Origin of the sequence: Cohnella suwonensis (genome assembly GCF_042655365.1) — a bacterium.
GTDB classification, from domain to species: Bacteria; Bacillota; Bacilli; order Paenibacillales; family Paenibacillaceae; genus Cohnella; species Cohnella suwonensis.
Genome location: NZ_JBHSMH010000005.1, coordinates 140,833 through 160,845, shown reverse-complemented (window position 1 = coordinate 160,845; position 20,013 = coordinate 140,833). Strand labels below are relative to the sequence as shown.

General features: G+C 55.5%; 19 protein-coding genes. 17 read left to right on the top strand and 2 right to left on the bottom strand.

The features are described from left to right. Window positions 1-58 precede the first annotated feature (58 nt). Window positions 59-2,290, bottom strand: coding sequence for a helix-turn-helix transcriptional regulator (locus ACFPPD_RS02890; RefSeq protein WP_209742938.1), 2,232 nt, complete (start codon window positions 2,288-2,290; stop codon window positions 59-61). Between the two features lie 273 nt (window positions 2,291-2,563). Here ACFPPD_RS02890 and ACFPPD_RS02885 point away from each other — a divergent pair, with 273 nt between their 5' ends. The 13 genes from ACFPPD_RS02885 to glnA all read left to right on the top strand — a co-directional run bounded on the left by ACFPPD_RS02885 (window position 2,564) and on the right by glnA (window position 16,744). After that, a complete protein-coding gene (locus ACFPPD_RS02885) occupies window positions 2,564-3,475 on the top strand; it encodes an ABC transporter permease (protein ID WP_209742936.1) in 912 nt (303 codons plus the stop codon). Window positions 3,476-3,492: 17 nt separating this feature from the next. Beyond that, on the top strand, window positions 3,493-4,359 hold the full coding sequence (locus ACFPPD_RS02880; protein WP_209742934.1) for a carbohydrate ABC transporter permease: 867 nt from the start codon (window positions 3,493-3,495) through the stop codon (window positions 4,357-4,359). A 65-nt stretch (window positions 4,360-4,424) separates the two neighbouring features. Then, on the top strand, window positions 4,425-5,984 hold the full coding sequence (locus ACFPPD_RS02875; RefSeq protein WP_209742933.1) for an extracellular solute-binding protein: 1,560 nt from the start codon (window positions 4,425-4,427) through the stop codon (window positions 5,982-5,984). Window positions 5,985-6,205: 221 nt separating this feature from the next. Next, on the top strand, window positions 6,206-7,231 hold the full coding sequence (locus ACFPPD_RS02870; protein WP_209742931.1) for a dienelactone hydrolase family protein: 1,026 nt from the start codon (window positions 6,206-6,208) through the stop codon (window positions 7,229-7,231). A 37-nt stretch (window positions 7,232-7,268) separates the two neighbouring features. Further along, window positions 7,269-8,855: a glycoside hydrolase family 43 protein gene (locus tag ACFPPD_RS02865; RefSeq protein ID WP_378081205.1), complete on the top strand. Its 1,587-nt coding sequence runs from the start codon at window positions 7,269-7,271 to the stop codon at window positions 8,853-8,855. A 50-nt stretch (window positions 8,856-8,905) separates the two neighbouring features. Beyond that, entirely contained in the window at window positions 8,906-9,700 is a 795-nt protein-coding gene (locus tag ACFPPD_RS02860; RefSeq protein WP_209742927.1) for an alpha/beta fold hydrolase, read from the top strand. A 239-nt stretch (window positions 9,701-9,939) separates the two neighbouring features. Beyond that, the gene (locus ACFPPD_RS02855; protein WP_209742925.1) at window positions 9,940-10,500 is read left to right on the top strand and encodes a ribonuclease FAU-1 family protein; all 561 of its coding nucleotides are present in this window, start codon (window positions 9,940-9,942) and stop codon (window positions 10,498-10,500) included. Next, a complete protein-coding gene (locus ACFPPD_RS02850) occupies window positions 10,500-11,141 on the top strand; it encodes a YdcF family protein (RefSeq protein WP_209742923.1) in 642 nt (213 codons plus the stop codon). The genes ACFPPD_RS02855 and ACFPPD_RS02850 overlap by 1 nt, the downstream gene beginning before the upstream one ends. Window positions 11,142-11,216: 75 nt before the next feature. Beyond that, complete coding sequence (locus tag ACFPPD_RS02845) at window positions 11,217-12,224, top strand: AAA family ATPase (RefSeq protein ID WP_209742921.1); 1,008 nt, start codon at window positions 11,217-11,219, stop codon at window positions 12,222-12,224. Between the two features lie 32 nt (window positions 12,225-12,256). Further along, on the top strand, window positions 12,257-13,552 hold the full coding sequence (hflX, locus tag ACFPPD_RS02840; RefSeq protein ID WP_209742919.1) for a GTPase HflX: 1,296 nt from the start codon (window positions 12,257-12,259) through the stop codon (window positions 13,550-13,552). Window positions 13,553-13,600: 48 nt separating this feature from the next. Continuing rightward, window positions 13,601-14,866: a methionine gamma-lyase family protein gene (locus tag ACFPPD_RS02835; RefSeq protein WP_209742917.1), complete on the top strand. Its 1,266-nt coding sequence runs from the start codon at window positions 13,601-13,603 to the stop codon at window positions 14,864-14,866. Window positions 14,867-14,971: 105 nt separating this feature from the next. Further along, complete coding sequence (locus tag ACFPPD_RS02830; RefSeq protein WP_209742915.1) at window positions 14,972-15,385, top strand: MerR family transcriptional regulator; 414 nt, start codon at window positions 14,972-14,974, stop codon at window positions 15,383-15,385. A gap of 30 nt (window positions 15,386-15,415) precedes the next feature. After that, window positions 15,416-16,744: a type I glutamate--ammonia ligase gene (gene glnA / locus ACFPPD_RS02825; RefSeq protein WP_209742913.1), complete on the top strand. Its 1,329-nt coding sequence runs from the start codon at window positions 15,416-15,418 to the stop codon at window positions 16,742-16,744. Between the two features lie 324 nt (window positions 16,745-17,068). Here the strand turns inward: glnA and lexA are convergent, their stop codons facing one another. After that, window positions 17,069-17,692, bottom strand: coding sequence for a transcriptional repressor LexA (gene lexA / locus ACFPPD_RS02820; RefSeq protein WP_209742911.1), 624 nt, complete (start codon window positions 17,690-17,692; stop codon window positions 17,069-17,071). 170 nt (window positions 17,693-17,862) lie between these two features. Between lexA and ACFPPD_RS02815 the strand changes: the two genes are divergently transcribed. The 4 genes from ACFPPD_RS02815 to ACFPPD_RS02800 all read left to right on the top strand — a co-directional run bounded on the left by ACFPPD_RS02815 (window position 17,863) and on the right by ACFPPD_RS02800 (window position 19,981). Then, the gene (locus ACFPPD_RS02815; RefSeq protein WP_209742910.1) at window positions 17,863-18,258 is read left to right on the top strand and encodes a LysM peptidoglycan-binding domain-containing protein; all 396 of its coding nucleotides are present in this window, start codon (window positions 17,863-17,865) and stop codon (window positions 18,256-18,258) included. Between the two features lie 180 nt (window positions 18,259-18,438). Next, complete coding sequence (locus tag ACFPPD_RS02810) at window positions 18,439-18,630, top strand: DUF896 domain-containing protein (RefSeq protein ID WP_209742908.1); 192 nt, start codon at window positions 18,439-18,441, stop codon at window positions 18,628-18,630. A gap of 22 nt (window positions 18,631-18,652) precedes the next feature. Next, window positions 18,653-19,171 (top strand): hypothetical protein, encoded by a 519-nt coding sequence (locus ACFPPD_RS02805; protein ID WP_209742906.1) that lies wholly within the window; start codon window positions 18,653-18,655, stop codon window positions 19,169-19,171. A 12-nt stretch (window positions 19,172-19,183) separates the two neighbouring features. Then, entirely contained in the window at window positions 19,184-19,981 is a 798-nt protein-coding gene (locus tag ACFPPD_RS02800) for an HAD family hydrolase (protein ID WP_209742904.1), read from the top strand. The last annotated feature ends 32 nt before the right edge of the window (window positions 19,982-20,013 follow it).

The following is a 20,013-nucleotide window of genomic DNA, read 5'->3' as shown; positions in this document are numbered from 1 at the left end:
AGACCGCCCGTTCTTGCCGCCGATTCGGCAGGACGGTGCGGTCTTCTTTTCGTTCCGATTACTTCTCTGAATTCCGATACTGCACCGGAGTAACGCCTTCCGACTTCTTGAAGGCATTATAGAAGTGGCTTTTCGTCTGAAAGCCGGCCATTTCCGCGATTTCGGCGATCGTATGGTCGGTCGAGACGAGCAGCTTTTTCACTTTGCCGATCCGTTCCTGCAAAATGTAGTCGGCGAGCGTAATCTCGTACACTTCCTTGAACACGTGGCGGATATAGCTGGACGACAAGCCGAGATGGTCGCTGATCGAATCGAGGCTGAGCATCGAATCCTGCAGGTGGTTCTGGATGAAATCGATGATTTCCTGCGCGATTTCGTCCTTCCGGCTGGCCGGCGGCTTCGCTTTCTGATCGTTCATGACGCTGGACAGCTTCTCTTCCAGCCACGCCGACACTTCCGTTAACGAGGAAAAGCGGCCCAGCAGCGTATCGGTGCCGGCTGTTTCTTGCAGATTCATCACTTTACTGAACGATTTGAAAAGGGTGTACACGATCATTTTAAGCTGGAAATGCAAATCCTCCAACGGCAGCGCCTTTAACCCGTCCATCAACAGCGACAGTTGAACCTTCATCCGATCGTGATCGGATTGTTTGACGGCGCGGATCAACTCGTTAAGCAGGTTATCGTCCGGTTGCGTTCTTTGGGATTGAAACGACTCCTCCAAATCCGACTCCCGGAACACCTTCGCCTCGCCCGTCAAAAATTTGAGCAAAGTGAGATCGTACGTTTCGTCGTACGTTTTTCTCAAATTACCGGAAGCCGCAATCCGTCCGCTTACGGCGACCGCCGTAGGGGCATGAAGCCATTTCGATAGCTGCTCCTGTGCGGCCATTAACATAACCTCCGAGGACGTATCGTCATCTTCTGCGTGGTTCGGGGCGAATAGCATGACCAACCGGTCGCCGTCCATGTCGACCGCTTCCGATTTGAACCCTTGGTTCTTCGCTACTTCGGAAGCGATATTGCCCATGGCGTACTTGATCAGTTTCCTCGAACGGTAGTTGTATTGTTCCGCGAAGCTTTTGTACGATTCGATCCGAATGACGGCCATTCGGATTTGGTCCATCGCCGGAAGCTCGCTAATCTCCGATAACGGGGCGCGAATATTCGCATCCGAGCCCTGAAGAATCCATTGACGCAAATACTCTTCCTTGGCTAGTTCCTTGTAATTGCGTAAAGACGTGTTCATCTGTTGGACGGAGTCAAGCAAATAATGAAGGCCGCTTCGGATAATATCATCCTCTTCTTTAAGGGCGGAACCCGATTGCGGACCCAGCTTGACCTGAAATTCGCGCGCGAGCCTGCGGAACGGGCTTAACGTCCGAATCGATCCCCATACGATAATGCCGAGCAGTACGGCTACCAACAAAATGCCCGCCAACGTAATTTTTCGTTGGAATGCCCCGATATTTTGCGTCAATTCATTGGGGTCCGTCGCGAAATAGAGGGTCCAGCGGTACATATCCAGATCGGCCGCGGTGATGCGTCGCGCCGCTCCTCCCGTTACGAAGTCGGCTTGCCGGAAACCGGCGGCTTCGTTCCACTCCTTCGCTTGCTCCAGTCCTTCGAAACCTTCGCGGCTTCCGAGCATCAGCTTGTTATTTGGGTCTACGACTTGAATGGAAAACCCTGCCGCGTTGTCTTTTTGAAATAGAAATTTCTCAAGCTCCCGATTATCGAATAGAACGACCAAAAAACTCCCCTTGGTTCTCCAATCCGGAAAGATCCATGAAACGTAAGTGATCCCGTCGTGCTTGTGCGAGCCGAAAGAGGCATAGTTGGGAGACGATTGGCCAAGCGATCGCAACATGTCCTGGTCCTTGAACTCGTTCAGGTTGACCGAGCCATAGTTCGCGTCTAGCGCTCGGCGAGCTTTGGTGTTGATCAAATAAATATTCGAAATAAACGGTTGTTGGAGAGACTGGTATCTGCGCATCGTCGAGTAGGCGGCATAATCGTCCAGCGCGTCGTTGTCGTCCGCGACCATCCAAGTATTGATGTTTTCGTCCTGATACATGCTCACGCCAAAGCTGCGCAAATGATCAAGAGTAAATTGGGTATTTTGATAAATGTGGGTCATTTTGGAGTTGGCTATCGTGTTGACGTCGTTCATCGCTTCCTTGGCGTATTCCCTCGAGAGGAGAAGCGAGAAGAGAAATACGACGGCAACGGCCGTAAAGACGACAAGCAGCAGATGTCGAGTAAGTTTCGAGTGATAGAACGTTTTCATCCGCTTATGCCCCCAGAAGTCTTTCATTGTCTATAAAAATATTGTAATCAATCATGCCTCTCTCAGAAAGTGCTGAAAACGGCTTAATGTCCTGTTTGCGGCTTTTTGAGGATGATTCCCGGAAAAAGCCCGTATCAGTACCGGAATCGGCGGAATGTTGACTTTACCCCCCGACGGCGCTGAAGCTACGATGAATTCAAGACGGAAACGCAAACGCTTAACGGCCGAACGGATGAACGTCTGAACCGATTCGTAGTAAGGAGGACTTGCATCATGGGATTCTTTCGGGAAATCCGCAAAAACATCGATCTTTACCTTTTGGCCGTACCCGGATTGTCATTTCTGATTATTTTCGCCTATTTGCCCATGCAGGGGCATCTGCTCGCCTTCAAACAATATCGTTTGTCGGACGGAATATGGGGCAGCAAATGGATCGGGTGGAAAAATTTCGAATTTTTTTTCGGGGGTCAAGATTGGTTCAAGGTAACGCTTAACACATTGTACTTGAACGGGCTTTTTCTCGTCGTCGGGCTGGCCTTCTCCGCTTTCATCGCGATTCTTCTAAACGAGATTCGCAAAGCGTTTTTCAAGAAGCTGGCGCAATCGCTCATTTTTCTTCCTTATTTCATCTCTTGGCTTGTCGTTAGCTTGATGGCTTTCGCGTTTCTCAACGTGGAGGACGGCATGCTGAATAAATGGCTGACGAGCCTCGGCAAGGAGCCGGTCGGTTGGTATCAGACGCCTTGGGTATGGCCCATAATACTGACCTTCATTTACGTTTGGAAATTCGCGGGGTATTATTCGGTCATTTTCTTGGCGGCCATGACGGGGATCTCCAAAGAGTATTACGAAGCTGCCGAAATCGATGGGGCAACCCGGTTCCAACAAATCACGCGTATCACGATTCCGCTCATTCGCCCGGTCATTATCATGCTCACGCTTCTTGGAATCGGTCGCATTTTTTACGGAGACTTCGGAATGATTTACGGTATCGTCGGCGATAACGGCGTTTTATTCTCGACGACCGACGTCATCGACACGTATTCTTTCCGGGCGCTTCGCCAAATGGGCAATTTCAGCATGGCGGCCGCCGTCGTGTTCTACCAATCGGTCATGGGACTCGTCTGCATTGTCTTGTTTAACGGCTTCGTGCGCAAAATCGATAATGAAAGCAAACTGTTCTGACAGGGGGGCGGCGGAAAATGAAGGAAAAAGGATTTAATCTGTTCGTCTACGCGGTCGTCTCGGTATTTACCTTGGCTTGCCTGCTTCCGTTCTGGCTCATATTGATTGATTCCTTCGCTACGGAGAGCAGCTTCGTCAAACACGGATATCAGCTTTGGCCGAGCGAGTTCAGCCTTGAAGCCTACCGGTTTCTGCTCCAAGGGGATCAAATCGCGAACAGTTACATGGTCACCGTAATGGTTACCGGGCTGGGAACCTTGATTGCCGTTCTGATTACGGCCAGCTTCGCGTACGTGCTCGCCAACCGAAAGGTCAAGTACCGTAATATCATGGCCTTCTTCACCTACTTTACGATGATTTTCGGCAGCGGACTGGTCGGATTCTATATTCTGATGGTCAATTGGCTCGAACTGAAGGACTCGATATGGGCGTTAATTTTGCCCTATGTGCTGAATCCGTTCTACGCGTTTATCTTCGTGTCGTTCTTCCGGCAGCTGCCGTTCGAGCTGAACGAATCGGCAACCGTGGACGGCGCGAGGGAATTCCGGATTTTCTGGACGATCATCCTTCCGATTTCGACTCCGGTAATGGCCACGATCAGCTTGTTCTATGCGCTCCATTACTGGAACGACTGGTGGCTGTCTCTGCTGTTCATCGACGATCATCAGCTGCATCCGCTGCAAATCATGATCCGGCAGCTGATATCGAATATTAACGTATCTTCCTATGTTGCCGGAGCCAGCGGTTCCTACAATGTATCCGTACCGGCAAATGTCGTGCAGCTAGCGACGGTTTGCTTGACGATCGGTCCGATCGTGCTCGTATATCCTTTCGTCCAGCGCTATTTCGTGCAAGGCTTGACGATCGGAGCCGTAAAAGGTTAACAAGTTTCCCGGCAACCCGTCGGGAAGATAAAATAGGAAGTACAAAAAAGGGAGGAAGTACAAAAATGAAAAAGACGCTTTCCATCCTGCTCTCGCTATGCCTGCTTACGGTCATACTGGCCGCGTGCGGCAATAACGACAACGGGAACAACGCAACAAGCAGCTCGCCTTCCGCATCCGGTTCCTCGAGCCCGTCCGCATCGCCGAGCGCGTCTTCGGAGAAGCTTGACCCTGTAACTCTGAAAATCATGATTCCTGGAGACCGTCCGAAAGACTTCGACGCCGTCGTCGCGGAAGCCGAGAAACGGATGGCCGATACGCATAACGTGAAGCTCGACGTCGTCTTTATTCCATGGGCCGATGTGGCGCAAAAAACGCAAGTGACGTTGTCGTCGGGGGAAGATGTCGATCTCATCTTCGACGCGCCATGGCTGCACATGTCCCAAATGATCGCTTCCGGCTATTACGAACCGCTTGACGACTTGCTCAAGCAATACGGCCCGAACATTATCAGCACCCGCTCCGAACAGATGATGAACGCCAACAAGTTTAACGGTAAAATCATGGCGGTTCCGCTGGGCAATTCCTTCTACCAGGGACGCGTTTATTACGTTCGCAAAGACATCCGCGAGGAACTTGGCTTCCCGGAGATCAAATCGTACGAAGACCTGATTAAATTCGCTTATCTGGTTAAAGAAAAGAAACCGGACGTCACGCCGCTTATCGCCAAGGACGCAGGGATGTCTTGGGCGCAGTTCCGTAAAGTGTTCGATTACGCGTCGACGATCAAAGACACCCAGCTCGGCACGGACGGAGTTCTTTATCACAAAAACAACGACGGCAAAGTGTACAACATGTTCGACGAGAAAGACCCGACGTTCTGGAGCTGGATTACGGACGCTCGCAAGCTGTATACGGACAAATTGATGTATCAGGACGTATTGTCCGTTAAGGATTACCGCGAATTATACAAAGCAGGCAAAATCGCCATCATGGACACGAACGATTTCGGGGTTCTGTCCGATATCCAATCGGCCGTCAAGCAAAGCGCCGGCGGGGAAGTCGAAGCGGTCACGTTCTTCAGCACGGAAAAAGGCGCGAACGTCACCGACTTCAAGGTATGGAACTTCCTGGCTCTGACGAGCGTCAGCAAAAACAAAGAGCGCGCGATCCAATTCCTCGATTGGGCGAGCCAAAAAGACAATTACGACCTTCTTGCATACGGCATCAAAGGACAAAACTGGGAGCCGGTCGGCGACGACAAATACAAAAAGCTGAACGACGGTTACGCTTGGTTCCCGTTCGCGTGGATTTGGAATCCGCAAAACGACCGATTCGACGAAGCTCTCGGCGACGAGACGATCGCCCTGAACAAATTCACCGGCGTCGCCGATAACTTCACGCCGGACATCCTGACCGGGTTCACGTTCGACTCGGCTCCGGTTGCCAACGAAATCGCGCAATTCAATACGATCCGCGATAAATATATGAACGCAATAGGCAACGGCGTCGTCGATCCGGAATCGACGTTCGAGAAATACAAAAAAGAAGCATCCGGCGTCGCGAAGAAAATTCAAGAAGAAATGCAGAAGCAAATCGACGCTTTCCTGGCGGCAAAAAAATAAGCCGAACGCCGATAACCTAACGTAGCGGGACGCCCCGCGGCAGATGGCCGGCAGCCGACGCGAAGAGACCTTGACGACAAGGGGTCGCTTCGCGTCGGTCTGTATTCGCGGGGAATCGCGGCAACTGCAGGAATCTAAAAAAACGACAAATTCTTCTTAAAAATCTTCCTGTACGCTTATTCCATGTTAGTTCATACTTAGACGAATAGGAGGGTAATTCGATGTGGACTCCGGACGGTTTTTTCGAACAAATATACGAGGAGACGATCGCCCGGCACCGGGAAACGGCGGGCGGTCACAGCAAGGAGGAGCGCCGGCGGCAGCTTCGCGAAACGCTTCGGACGGCCATCGGGACGTTCGCGAAAGCGGATTCGGTCAACGAGCCGGAGTTGCTTGAAAGGGTGGATTGCGGAGATTACGTTCGGGAACGGGTACGGCTTTCGGTTGTGCCCGGTTTATCTTTCGCAGCTTACGTTCTCGTTCCGAAAACGCGCTCGGCTCGATGCCCGGCCGTTCTGGCCATTCATGGCCACGGGTACGGCAGCCGGGAAATCGTCGGTTTGCAGCCGGACGGAACGCCGGATACGGAGCCTCCCGGCATCCATCAGCATTTTGCGGTTCAGCTTGTCAAAAGGGGACTTGTCGTCATCGCGCCGGACGTCATCGGTTTCGGGGAGCGCATGCTGCACACGGATCAAGGCAAGGATCCGCGCCGCAACAGCTCGTGTTATACGATGGCGACTCACTTGCTGCTATACGGCAAAACGTTGACGGGGTTAAGGACGGCAGAGCTACTAGGGGCGCTCGATTACTTGGCCGGCAGGGAAGAGATCGATCCGACTCGGATCGGGGCGATGGGCTTCTCCGGCGGCGCGCTGCTCTCTTGGGCGTGCGCGTCGCTCGACGAGCGGATCCGGGCGACGGTACTTACCGGGTTCCCGGGTACGTTCAAAGGAACGATCATGGAAGTGTATCATTGCGTGGATAATTACACGCCCGGCCTGCTCGCGCATGCCGAGCTTCCGGAGTGGATCGGCCTGATCGCGCCGCGCGCCCTGTTCGTCGAATCGGCGACGGACGACCCGATCTTCCCGTCGCAGTCGGCTCAAGCGGCGATTCATTCGTTTCGGCGGCAATATGAGGAAGAGGGGGCCGCGGATCGATTCGCTTCCGACACGTTCGAAGGCGTTCACGAAATTAGCGGTCGTAAGGCTTACGACTGGCTGGCGGGTACGTTGTCCCGTTAAAGAAGTAGGAACTCAATGTCCATCACATTCGAAGAAGGTGCTTGATTTGATTACGAATCCGGTGTTAAAAGGTTTTAATCCCGATCCTTCCATTCTCCGCGTCGGAGACGATTATTACATCACGACCTCCACGTTCGAATGGTTTCCCGGGGTCGCGATCCATCATTCGCGCGATCTTGTCCATTGGCGACTGCTGACGCATCCGCTGACCCGCGTTTCGCAGCTCGATCTTCGCGGCGATCCGAGCTCCGGCGGCATTTGGGCACCGGCGCTATCCTATGATAACGGTACGTACTATCTGATCTATACGGACGTGAAGGCCCGTCGGGGCGTGTACAAAGACTTGCACAATTACATGGTTACCGCACCTACTATCGAAGGTCCGTGGTCCGAACCGATTTATCTGAACGGCAGCGGCTTCGATCCGTTCCTGTTTCACGACGATGACGGGCGCAAATGGCTTCTTAACATGCAATGGGATCACCGCAAAGGGAAAAACCGGTTCGGCGGCATCGTTCTGCAAGAGTACTCGCCCGAAGAACGCAAGCTGATCGGCGAGGCCGAAGTCATCACGAGGGGGAGCGGTCTCCCGTGCTCGGAAGGTCCCCAGCTGTTCAAGCGCAACGGCTTTTATTACATGCTGCTGGCCGAAGGCGGGACGGGATACAACCATGCGGCGACGCTCGCCCGGTCGCTGACCCTTAACGGGCCGTACGAATACGATCCGGAAACGCCGCTGTTGACGACGATAAACAATCCGGAGCATCCGCTGCTCAAAGCGGGTCACGGTTCGCTCGTACAGACGCAAAGCGGCGAGTGGTATATGTCACACCTTTGCGCCCGTCCGCTGCCCGGACGGATGCTTTGTCCGCTCGGCCGGGAGACGGCGATCCAGAAGATGGAATGGACGGCGGACGGCTGGCTACGGCTTTCCGGCGGAGGCAAGCTGCCGGCCGTAGAAGTGCCCGCGCCTGAGCTTCCGCCGTATCCATGGCCGGAGGAACCGGAAACCGACCATTTCGATCGGGATTCGCTGGGAATTCAATACTACACGCTCCGGATTCCGGCAACGGACGATTGGCTTAGCCTATCCGCCCGCCCCGGATGGCTGCGCCTCGCAGGTCAGGAATCTCTGAACTCCTGGAACCGGCAGAGCATGGCGGCGCGCAGGCTTCAGCATTTTCGGGCCGAAGCGGAAACGTGCGTCGAATTCGAGCCCGAGCATTACTTGCAGGCAGCCGGATTGGCGTGCTACTACGACGAAGCGGACCATTTCTATTTGCGGGTCAGCCACGATGAAGAGCTCGGCAAGCATGTTCGGGTCGCGCTTAATCACCGCGGGGTTTACGACGAGCCGGAAGGGCCGGTCGTCGGCGCCGAGGGCTGGGGACGCGTTTATTTGAAGGCGATCATCGATATGGACCGGGTGCAGTTCCTTTGCTCGCCGGACGGAACGGAATGGCAGAAAGTCGGTCCTTCGCTCGACCTCGGCCAGTTGTCCGACGAATACGAAGGGAAGCTTGGCTTCACCGGCACGCTGATCGGCCTATGCGCGCAGGATTTGGCCGGAACGCGCAAGCACGCCGACTTCGATTATTTCCGCTATCGGGAGATTATCGACTGAGAAGCGATCCGCACAAACGGGTTGGTGATATAGGGGAGGATGTAACGGATTTGGGCTTCCTGCACGCTAACGGGGCGAAGTTTGGCTTCGAATCTCTTGGGTCCGGGGAACCGGTTATCTTGCTTCACGCCCATTCCGTCGACCGGCGGATGTGGAATCCGCAGTTCGAGAAACTTGCCGAGTCTTACGAGGTTATCCGGTACGATCTGCGGGGATATGGACAATCCGACATTCCGAGGTCCGGCGAACCGTTTTCTCATGCCGAAGATTTGCGCGGGATCATGGATGAACTCGACGTCCCGAAAGCGCATCTGGTCGGCCTGTCGCTAGGTTCGTTCGTCGCGTTGGACATGCTGGCTTTTCATTCTGACCGGGTGTTGTCCGTCGCGGTTGCGAGCGGGGCGATTTTCGAAGGGGAAACGGGAGCGCAAGCAAAGAGCGATCCGAACTTTAAGCGGGATCTCGACGTGCCTGCGTTCAAGCGACGGTGGTTGCAATCGCTCCTCGCGGATTGCGGTCCTTACAGGGAAGAGATTAGCGGCGATTTGCAGCGGATGGTCGCGGACTGGTCGGCATGGCAGCCCGTTTACGAAACGGTTTTACCGATTGCGGGAGCTTCTTCGGTCCCCTTGCTCCGCGATGCCGACGCCCGAATTCCCGTGCTTGTCATCATCGGCGAAGAAGATTCCGCAGGCAGCCGCCGTTCGTCCGCGGAGCTGCTGGGCATCCGGCCGTCCGCCCGCGAAGTGCGCCTGCAGGATGCCGGACATATGTCCAGCATGGAGACGCCCGATGCGTTCCTTGACGCGCTATTACGATTTTGGCGGGCCGTGCCGGGTGAATAACACGCTCATGCATGAATCAATCAATGGAAATGCGAAGCGAATGAAACGATTTATCGGCAGCTCTTACAGGGGCTGCTTTTTTTGCATATGACGAAGCTTCTTCATAGTTAGGAAGCGTTAGGATACCGCGAAACTGGTTCGGTACGGTAAGATGTGGTAAGCTTTGAGTATGTTGAGCCGCTCATGGCGAGCGGCGCGTGTTGACAATTATCGATGCAAGCACGGAAAGGATAATCGGGATGAAACGTAAATTTTCCGATCGGGCCAATTGGCGACGAATTCTCAAGAAGAGCTATGCCTGCATTCCGATGGATGAGCCCGCTTTCCGGGGCTTCGTGACACTGTATCGCATTCATGAGCTTCGCGATCCGCTGTGGAAGGAATACAACGGGCGCAAAATGTGCCTCGCGGACCGCGGATATCTCTGGATGCAGCATTTTCCCCGCGGGGAACATTTCGTCGTAACGACGATGTTCGATGACAAAGGCCAAGTCGTGCAATGGTACATCGACATCTGCAAAGTGCAAGGCTTGACAGATCAGCAGGTGCCTTGGTTCGACGATCTGTTTCTCGACATCGTCGTTCTACCGACCGGGGAAAAGCTTCTTCTCGACGAGGACGAGCTGGAAGAAGCGCTGGACGACGGCCAGATTACGGCGCGCGACTCGGCGATGGCGCAGAAAACGGCGACCAGGCTGATGGACTTGATTAATCAGAACAAATTCCCGTACTTCGACTTGAGCTTGACTCATCGGCGCCAGATGCTCGATAAGCTCGGTTGGGAGAAAGGGAACGGCTGATGGGCGGCATGCCGATCCAAAGGTTAAGCACGAAGAGGCGTTGGAAGCTGCGGGCGTTGCTATGGATCGCGGCGATCGGATTCGTCGCGGTTTGCGCGTGGTGCGGTAGTCTCTATTATGTCATTACCCATTACGACGGGAACGTGGACAATAAGAACGCCGGGCCGGCGGACGCGGGCATCGTCCTCGGCGCGACGTTATGGGACGACCGGCCGAGTCCCGGCTTGGCGGAGCGTCTCGACCGGGCGCTCGAGCTGTACCGGGCCGGCGCGTTCTCGCACGTGATCGTGACGGGCGGGCTAGACGATAACGGCGCGACCGTGACGGAGGCGGAAGGCATGAAGGCGTATCTCGTCGCCAAGGGCGTTCCCGAGCGGGCGATCGTGACGGAGCCGCTGGCGCGAAGCACGTACGAGAATCTTCTGAATTCGCGGAAGCTGATGGAGGAACGCGGTTGGAAGACGGCCGTCATCGTCACCCACAGTTATCACGGTTCCCGAGCGGCGAATATCGCGAGATCGCTGGATTACGAGGCCGTTAGCGTGGCCGTGACCGACTCCAAGGTGTTGAAACTATCGTATCATAGGACGAGGGAAGTGCTCGCCTACACGAAATGGCTCCTCGAGAAACCGTTCGTATGACTAGCCGTCGGACTGCCGGAATACATTGGTATTGCGGCAATTTCGTCGACATCAGCCATACGGGGGCGAAACGTCATGAACGCGAAGGCGGGTACGTCCGAAGCGAAGGAAGCGGCCGCCGCGCATAAGCGGCCGTCAAGGCAAATCAACATCGTTCTGCGGAACGCGTCGGAAAGCGAGGCTTCTCCGGGAACTTCGTACGCTTCCTCGGCCGAAGCCGCAGGCAATCCGAAGGCGCTTCCCGCTTCGGGTCCTTGGGCGGAATGGCAAAAGGAACTCGACCGCATGATCGGTCTGGACAACGTGAAATCGCTCGTCTACGAGATCTACGCGCTGCTGCAGATCATGCAGTACAGAAGCGAGGCAAGCCTTCAAGCACAAGCGCACGTGTACCATATGATCTTCAAAGGCAATCCCGGGACGGGCAAAACGACGGTGGCGAGGCTGCTCGCGAAGCTGTTCCAGAGCATGGGCCTGCTCGCGAAAGGACATCTAGTCGAAGTCGAGCGCGCCGATCTCGTCGGCGAATATATCGGCCATACGGCGCAGAAGACGAGGGAGCTCGTACGCAAGGCGCTCGGCGGCGTGTTGTTCGTCGACGAAGCCTACAGTCTTGCCCGCGGCGGGGAGAAGGATTTCGGCAAGGAAGCGATCGACACGCTCGTGAAAGCGATGGAAGACCATAAAAACCAATTCGTGCTCATCTTGGCGGGGTATACGGCCGAGATCGAGAGTTTCTTGTTGACGAACCCCGGACTTCCGTCGCGTTTTCCGATTCAGATGGAGTTTCCCGATTATTCGGTCGACCAGCTCGTCAACATCGCGGAAGGCATGGCGAAGGATCGGGAATATACGATGCTGCCTCAGACGGTGTTCAAGCTCCGTCAATTGATCGCCCAGGAGAAAGTCGACGCGATCTACGATTTCAGCAATGCCAGATTCGTTCGCAACGTGCTCGAACGGGCGATCCGATACCAGGCGGTCAGGTTGCTTGGGCAGCATCCGAACGGCTCTCCCGGACGTCTGGAATTGATGGCGCTTCGGCCGGAGGACGTTCGCACGTTAGCCCAGAGCGGGCAATGACGCAGAGAAGACAGACGAAAGAGGGTTGGCGTTTGAGACCTAGAACATACGAGACCGGAGCAGACGAGCAAGAGAAAGCCGTGCTCGTCAGTTTGGTGACCGACGCGGTCAAAAGATCCGGAGCCGATCCGCGCCACTCGATGGAAGAGCTCGCCGCGCTCGCCGATACGGCGGGCGTCGCGGTCATCGGATCGCTTATGCAGAACTTGGAGGTTCCGGATACCCGGACGTTCGTCGGGAAAGGCAAAGCGCAGGAAATCCGCGCCCTTGCGGAGGAACATGGCGCTTCCACGGCAATCTTCGATCAAGAGCTATCTGGCGCGCAAGTGCGCAATCTCGAAGAAATATTGGATTTGAAAATCATCGACCGTACGCAGCTTATCCTGGATATTTTCGCCGGCCGCGCCAAGACTCGGGAAGGCATACTCCAGGTCGAGCTTGCGCAGCTGTCTTATTTGCTTCCGCGGCTATCCGGCCACGGCAAGAACCTGTCGCGTCTCGGCGGCGGCATCGGCACGAGGGGGCCCGGCGAGACGAAGCTGGAAACGGACCGCCGACATATCCGCGATCGCATCACGGAGCTGAAGCGTCAGCTCGAAGCGGTCACCGCCCATCGGACGCTGCACCGGGAGCGTCGCAAGAAAGCGGGTGCCGTGCAGGTCGCGCTCGTCGGGTATACGAACGCGGGCAAATCGACGCTGCTTCGCCAACTGACGAACGCGGACGTCCTCGCCGAAGACAAGCTGTTCGCCACGCTGGATCCGACTTCGCGCAATCTGGAGTTGCCGAGCGGCAAAGAGATCATCCTGACCGATACGGTCGGCTTCATCCAGAACTTGCCGCACGATCTCGTCGCCGCGTTCCGCGCGACGTTGGAAGAAGCCGTGGAAGCGGATTTGCTGCTGCACGTCGTGGACGCGTCCTCGCCGATGAGGGAACGTCAAATGAAAGTCGTCGAGGAAGTGCTCCAAGAGCTTGGCGCGGGAGGGAAACCTTCTCTGCTCGTTTACAACAAAATCGATCTTAGCTCGGCCGCGGCGCTTTCTATGCTGACCGGGGGACCGGATACGATCCGCGTGAAAGCTTTCGATCCGCGCGATATGGAGCGGCTGAGAACGCTGATCGAGGACCTGTTGCTCGGAGACGAAGCGACGTTTCGCATTCCGGCTGATCGAGGTGATCTCGCCGCGCTCGCCTATCGCGTCGGGGAAGTGACGGCGACGGATACGGACGAGGATTGGCTCGTGCTTAAAGTACGGCTCAATCCCGCCGACATGGAGAAATCCGGTCGGTCGCTCGAACCGTTCAGGTATGCCGGGGAGCGGTGACGGGGCGGTCATTCATTCGCATGGGGAAAAGGAGATTTCAACATCATCATGATTCATAAAGATACGGAATTCGAAACGCAGTGGGAACAATGGGCGGATGCGGCAGAGGAACGTTCGGCGAAATCGTTCCGCAATATCGACCGGATCGTCGAGCGCAACCAGGCGAAAGTCATCCGCGCGTTCCAGAAACACCGGGTCAGCGACTTTCATTTCTCGGGCTCGACGGGCTACGGGTATAACGATAGCGGCAGGGAAACGCTAGACCGGGTGTACGCCGACGTCTTCGGCGCGGAAGCTGCGATCGTCCGGCCGCATCTCGTGTCCGGGACGCATACGATATCGGCGGCGCTGTTCGGCGTTCTCCGCCCCGGAGACGAACTGCTATTCGTGACGGGCAGGCCTTACGACACGCTGAACAAGGTGATCGGCAAGACGGGAGACGGCTTGGGTTCGCTATCGGACTGGGGCGTCGTCTGCAAAATCGTTCCTTTGCGCGCGGACGGCAGCGTCGACTGGCCGGCGGTAGAAGCCGCGATTACCGACCGGACGAAAGTGTTCGCGATTCAGCGCTCCCGAGGCTACGATTGGCGGCCGTCGTTCACGATCGGGCAGATCGGCATCATGGCCGGGCGGCTGAAGTCGCTCAAACCGGACGGCATCGTATTCGCCGACAACTGCTATGGCGAATTCACGGAAGAACTCGAGCCGGCGGAAGTCGGCGTCGACCTCATCGCCGGCTCGCTCATCAAGAATCCCGGAGGCGGACTGGCGACTAGCGGCGGTTACATCGCCGGCAAACAAAGGCTCGTCGAGCTCGCTTCGTTCCGGATGACGGCGCCCGGCATCGGCGGGGAAGTCGGCGCGATGCTCGGCACGACGCGTTCGATTTTCCAAGGGCTGTTCCTTGCGCCTCTCTTGGTCGGACAAGCGGTCAAGGGCAGCGTTTTCGCCTCGGCGGTGTTCGACCGGTTCGGCTTCGAGACGCATCCGCTTCCGGAAGACCGGAGAACGGACCTGATCCAAGCGGTGCGATTCCCCGGCGCGGAGCAGCTCGTATGCTTCGTTCAGGCCGTGCAGAAGGCGGCGGCGGTCGACGCCCACGTCGTGCCGGAACCGTGGGACATGCCGGGGTACGATCACCCGGTCATCATGGCCGCGGGCACCTTCATCCAAGGCGGCAGCCTGGAGTTGTCGGCCGACGCGCCGGTGCGGGAACCGTACATCGCTTACATGCAGGGAGGACTAACTTACGCCCATGTGAAGTTTGCCGTCAAGCAAGCGCTGTCGGATTTTCGGGCGCGCGGATTTTTGTAAGTTTCGTCGCCGTAAACCTTACACGCCTTGACATGTTTTGCGTGTCAAGGTTACAATGGAAGTGATTTCAAGATCATCAATGTTAAGTTGGAAGGTTGGTAGAAGATGGGCGACGAAATTCGCAGGAATATGGCGTTGTTTCCGATCGGCATCGTGATGAAGCTGACCGACTTGACCGCCCGCCAAATTCGGTATTACGAACAGCACGAGCTGATTCAGCCGGCCCGTACGGACGGCAATCAACGTTTGTTTTCCTTTAACGACGTCGAACGGCTGATGGAGATCAAGTCGTTGATCGAGAAGGGCGTCAATATCGCGGGAATCAAACAAGTGATGAATCCGGTCGGAGAAGGAGAAAGCGAAGGGACGATCATCAATGAAGTGTCGGAGGTCAAGCGGCGCGAGATGAGCGATTCCCAGCTTCACAGGATGCTGAAACAGCAATTGATGCAAGGCAAACGTCCGGGCCAGGTATCCTTGATCCAGGGCGAGCTTTCCCGGTTTTTCAAAAACAAATAATAAAGCGACTAACGAACGCAGGAGGCTGTCATGAACTATACTCGCGAAGACATTTTGCGGATCGCCAAAGAGCAGAACGTCCGGTTCATCCGGCTTCAATTCACGGACTTGCTCGGTTCGATCAAGAACTTGGAAATTCCGGTTAGCCAGCTGGAGAAAGCTCTCGACAACAAGATGATGTTCGACGGCTCTTCGATCGAAGGGTACGTTCGCATCGAAGAATCCGACATGTACTTGTACCCGGATTTGAGCACGTGGGTGATTTTTCCTTGGGTCACCGAGAACAAGGTCGCCCGCCTCATCTGCGACATCTACATGCCGGACGGCACGCCGTTCGCCGGAGATCCTCGCGGCATCCTGAAGCGCACGTTGCAGGAAGCGGAAGCCATGGGCTTCTCTACGATGAACGTCGGACCGGAGCCTGAATTCTTCCTGTTCCAGACGGACGACAAAGGCAATCCGACGACCGAACTGAACGATCAAGGCGGTTATTTCGACTTGGCTCCGACGGACCTCGGCGAGAACTGCCGCCGCGATATCGTACTCATGCTCGAAGAGATGGGCTTCGAGGTCGAAGCGTCCCACCACGAAGTCGCTCCGGGTCAACACGAGATCGACTTCAAATACGCGCCGGCCATCAAGGCGGCCGACCAGATTCAGACGTTCAAGCTCGTCGTCAAGACGATCGCCCGCCAGCACGGCTTGCACGCGACGTTCATGCCTAAACCGTTGTTCGGCATGAACGGTTCCGGGATGCACGCGCATCAGTCGCTGTTCCGCGGCAACGAGAACGCGTTCTACGACGCGAACGATAAGCTCGGCCTGAGCGCCGTCGCCCGTCAATACATGGCAGGCGTCCTGCGCCACGCGCGCGGCATCGCGGCGATCACGAACCCGACCGTCAACTCGTACAAACGTCTCGTGCCGGGCTACGAAGCTCCTTGTTACGTTGCTTGGTCGGCGAGCAACCGCAGTCCGATGATCCGCATCCCGGCTTCCCGCGGATTGAGCACGCGCATCGAAGTGCGTAATCCGGATCCTGCGGCGAACCCGTACTTGGCGCTTGCGGTTATGCTGAAAGCGGGCCTCGACGGCATCGCGAACAAAATGTCGATTCCGGCTCCCGTCGACCGCAACATCTACGTGATGAGCGAAGAAGAACGGATGGATGCGGGCATCCCGAGCTTGCCGATCAACCTCAAAGAAGCGCTCGCGGAACTGCTCCGCGACGACGTCATCTGCGAAGCGCTCGGCGATCATGCGCTCAGCCACTTCTACGAGCTGAAGGAAATCGAGTGGGATATGTACCGCACGCAGGTTCACCAATGGGAACGCGACCAGTACTTGACGATGTATTGACGTTTTTCGATATTAGCCCCTTGTTCGCATTGATGCGAACAAGGGGCTTTTTGCTGTCGATGGGTTCAACCACCGCAAACGAGCCTCAACTGCACGCCTTGCGCACAATAATTGTGCTCAACCACCGCAAACGTACCGTGGATGGTCGAAGATCACATTATTGACTGCGGGCGCTACTGCTAATGGTACGTATGTTCATATATCATTGGTGCCACGATGTGAGGTGCTGTTGTCGGAACGCATGTTCTCTATTCGTTTAATTCCGCGCCTCATAACGCAAACCCCGCCCCCTTCGCCGAAGCGAAAGGGGCGGGGTTCGTTGTTTTACATAACGGAACGGATTAAGCCGATAACCTTGCCAAGAATGCTGACGTTCGGAAGCCGGATCGGCTCCATGCTGGCGTTCTCCGGTTGGAGGCGAATGTGGTCGCGCTCCTTGTAGAACGTCTTGACGGTCGCTTCGTTCTCATCCGTCATCGCCACTACGATATCGCCGTTCGTGGCCGTCGGCTGCTGCCTGACGATCACGTAGTCGCCGTCGTGGATGCCGGCTTCGATCATGCTCTCGCCGACGACCGACAACATGAAGACGGGCTGATCGCCGACCATGCTGACGGGAAGAGGATAATATTCCTCGATGTTCTCCTGGGCGGTAATGGGGACGCCTGCCGTGACTTTGCCGACGAGCGGGATCGGACGGATGGACGCGGAGATCTTGTAGATCGCATCGTCCTCGTCTCCGAGAATCTCGATCGCGCGAGGCTTCGTAGGGTCTCGGCGGATGAGGCCTTTCTTCTCCAGGCGGTCGAGATGGCCATGGACGGTGGAGCTGGACGCGAGGCCTACCGCTTCCCCGATCTCCCGGACGGAAGGGGGATAACCTTTGTCGCGAACTTCGTTCTTAATGAATTCGAGTATGGAATTCTGGCGATTGGACATCTTGGACACGCCTAGCCCTCCTATGTATGAGCTCATGATGACAAATTATAGCACAGAACCGGAGTTCGCACAAACATTCGTTCTTCAGAACAAACGTTCCAAATTTTGTTGACAGGCACGTATGTTCGTGTTACGATTACTTCAGATCAAACGAGAACAAATGTTTGGGGGACAATGAAATGGTACATACTTGGGTATCGACTGCTCCTGCAACTTCATCTCATCATAAATCTTCTACTTATGTTTATACGTCTTCGTCAAGACGCAAAGCTTCTTCGTTCAATTGGCGAATTGCCAGAGGCTTCTTTTTCCTGATCGCCTTCTTGCTGCTGTTCAGCGGCTTTACGCTCGTACGCGTATTTGCTTCTTCCGGAGAGTCCGTTCCCGTCCAAGCTCACGAGGTCGTCGTTTCCATCGACAGCGGAGACTCGCTATGGGGAATCGCGAACGCCAATAAGAAAGATGGCATGGATACGCGCAAAGCGGTTCACGAGATCCAGAAGCGCAACGCGCTGACGTCTTCGCAAGTCGACGTCGGTCAGCAGTTGATCCTGCCGGAGAGCATATTGCCCTGAACCCGGCGTCGCAAGCCATTCGATTCGATTTCCTTTATATTGTGAATATTGACAAGATCGGCGTGTGCCGGTCTTTTTTGAATTTCCCGTTCTTTGTCGTCCGACCGGGTCGCTTTTCTTGACAATCGCTCCGGCGAAATGGCAAAGTAGAGAAGATAAAAAGAAGGGAGCGAGTATACGATGGATATGGATCGTCTGATCACGCGAATCAATGAGCTATCCCGTAAAAATAAAAAGGAAGGCTTAAATGAAAGCGAAATGGCCGAACGCGACAGTCTCCGTCGCCAATACATTGCGATCTTCAAGCAAAATTTCCGTCAGGAGCTGGATCGTATCGAAGTCGTCGACGACGATTCGACGATCAAGCATTGAAAGGTCACTAAGGAGGAAGCTTATGTCCCGCTCGTGGGAACGCATGGTCTCGAAAAATTCGAAAGAAATCAACAAACGCCGCAAGAAGGATGGCAAGAAGGGTATTACTTCGAGCGGACCGCAAGTCGACCGATTCAAGGGGCGCAACTATGTCGTTCCCGTGATGTTGCTCATGCTGATCGTACTGTACGTGACGCTCGCGCAGCCTTGGTCGAAGGACTTCATGCAAGATCCGACGATGTTCTGGTTGACTGTCGGCTGTTACGTCGTTCTCGCCGTATTCTACTACTTGCGTCGGCCTTATTTGTCCGTGACGCGCGATACGCTCGAAACGCGCAAATTCACGGGTTATAAGACGCTTCGTCCGGGCGAAATCCGTAAAATCACCATTCAGCCCGGATACGTGATCGTCGAGTCGGTGAAGGGCGCCAATTGGGTGTTCTCGAAGCTGATGAACCGTTTTCCGATTCATGACATGGAACAAAGGCTCAAGGCGTTCGCCGAGCTTCATCATATCGACTGGGAAGTCAAGGCAAAGTGAGGAGAAGGCAGCATGACGGTTAAGGCCGTGCTTTTCGATTTGGACGATACGTTATTATGGGACGATCGCAGCGTAAGCGAAGCGTTCAAAGAAACGTGCAGGATCGCCGCCGAAGCGGCGGGGGTGAGCGAGGAAGAACTGGAAGCGGCCGTTCGCCGCGAAGCGAGGGCATTGTACGAGACGTACGAGACGTTCCCGTTCACGCAGATGATCGGGATTAATCCGTTCGAAGCGCTATGGGGCAAGTTCGAACGCGGGGATCACCCGATGTTCCGCAAGCTTCAGCAGCTTGCGCCTGAGTATCGCGTACAAGCTTGGACGAGAGGGTTGGCCGCGCTCGGCGTCGACCATCCGGAGCTCGGCGAGAAGCTGGCGGAATCTTTTCCGGCGCTGCGCCGAAAGCTCAAATATGTCTACGACGAGACGTTCGCCGTGTTGGACGAGCTGAAGAAGTCGTACAAGCTGTTGCTGCTGACGAACGGATCGCCCGATCTGCAGCAAGAGAAGCTGAACGGCATGCCCGAACTCATTCCTTATTTCGATTCGATCGTCATCTCGGGCAACTTCGGCGAAGGCAAGCCTTCCTCGAACTTGTTCGCCCACGCGATGGACCAGATCGGCATCTCGCCGGAAGAGGGCATTATGGTCGGCGACAAGCTGACGACGGATATCCTCGGCGCGAACCGAATCGGCATGACTTCCGTATGGATCAACCGTCATGGCGCGACCCGCGGGGACGAAATCGTACCTTCTTACGAAATCGCGAGCTTGACGGAGCTGCACGATTTGCTTAAAGCCTTAAACGGATAAACGATAAACGAAAAGCGCCCCCGCAAGGGCGC

Excerpts from the sequence above, each read along its gene's own strand:
- ACFPPD_RS02880 (WP_209742934.1), top strand. The coding sequence starts at position 3,493 with ATGAAGGAAAAAGGATTTAATCTGTTCGTCTACGCGGTCGTCTCGGTA.
- ACFPPD_RS02830 (WP_209742915.1), top strand. The coding sequence starts at position 14,972 with ATGGGCGACGAAATTCGCAGGAATATGGCGTTGTTTCCGATCGGCATC.
- ACFPPD_RS02890 (WP_209742938.1), bottom strand. The coding sequence starts at position 2,290 with ATGAAAACGTTCTATCACTCGAAACTTACTCGACATCTGCTGCTTGTC.
- ACFPPD_RS02845 (WP_209742921.1), top strand. The coding sequence starts at position 11,217 with ATGAACGCGAAGGCGGGTACGTCCGAAGCGAAGGAAGCGGCCGCCGCG.
- ACFPPD_RS02870 (WP_209742931.1), top strand. The coding sequence starts at position 6,206 with ATGTGGACTCCGGACGGTTTTTTCGAACAAATATACGAGGAGACGATC.
- ACFPPD_RS02815 (WP_209742910.1), top strand. The coding sequence starts at position 17,863 with ATGGTACATACTTGGGTATCGACTGCTCCTGCAACTTCATCTCATCAT.
- ACFPPD_RS02885 (WP_209742936.1), top strand. The coding sequence starts at position 2,564 with ATGGGATTCTTTCGGGAAATCCGCAAAAACATCGATCTTTACCTTTTG.
- ACFPPD_RS02810 (WP_209742908.1), top strand. The coding sequence starts at position 18,439 with ATGGATATGGATCGTCTGATCACGCGAATCAATGAGCTATCCCGTAAA.
- ACFPPD_RS02875 (WP_209742933.1), top strand. The coding sequence starts at position 4,425 with ATGAAAAAGACGCTTTCCATCCTGCTCTCGCTATGCCTGCTTACGGTC.
- glnA (WP_209742913.1), top strand. The coding sequence starts at position 15,416 with ATGAACTATACTCGCGAAGACATTTTGCGGATCGCCAAAGAGCAGAAC.
- ACFPPD_RS02800 (WP_209742904.1), top strand. The coding sequence starts at position 19,184 with ATGACGGTTAAGGCCGTGCTTTTCGATTTGGACGATACGTTATTATGG.
- ACFPPD_RS02805 (WP_209742906.1), top strand. The coding sequence starts at position 18,653 with ATGTCCCGCTCGTGGGAACGCATGGTCTCGAAAAATTCGAAAGAAATC.
- ACFPPD_RS02855 (WP_209742925.1), top strand. The coding sequence starts at position 9,940 with ATGAAACGTAAATTTTCCGATCGGGCCAATTGGCGACGAATTCTCAAG.
- ACFPPD_RS02850 (WP_209742923.1), top strand. The coding sequence starts at position 10,500 with ATGGGCGGCATGCCGATCCAAAGGTTAAGCACGAAGAGGCGTTGGAAG.
- ACFPPD_RS02835 (WP_209742917.1), top strand. The coding sequence starts at position 13,601 with ATGATTCATAAAGATACGGAATTCGAAACGCAGTGGGAACAATGGGCG.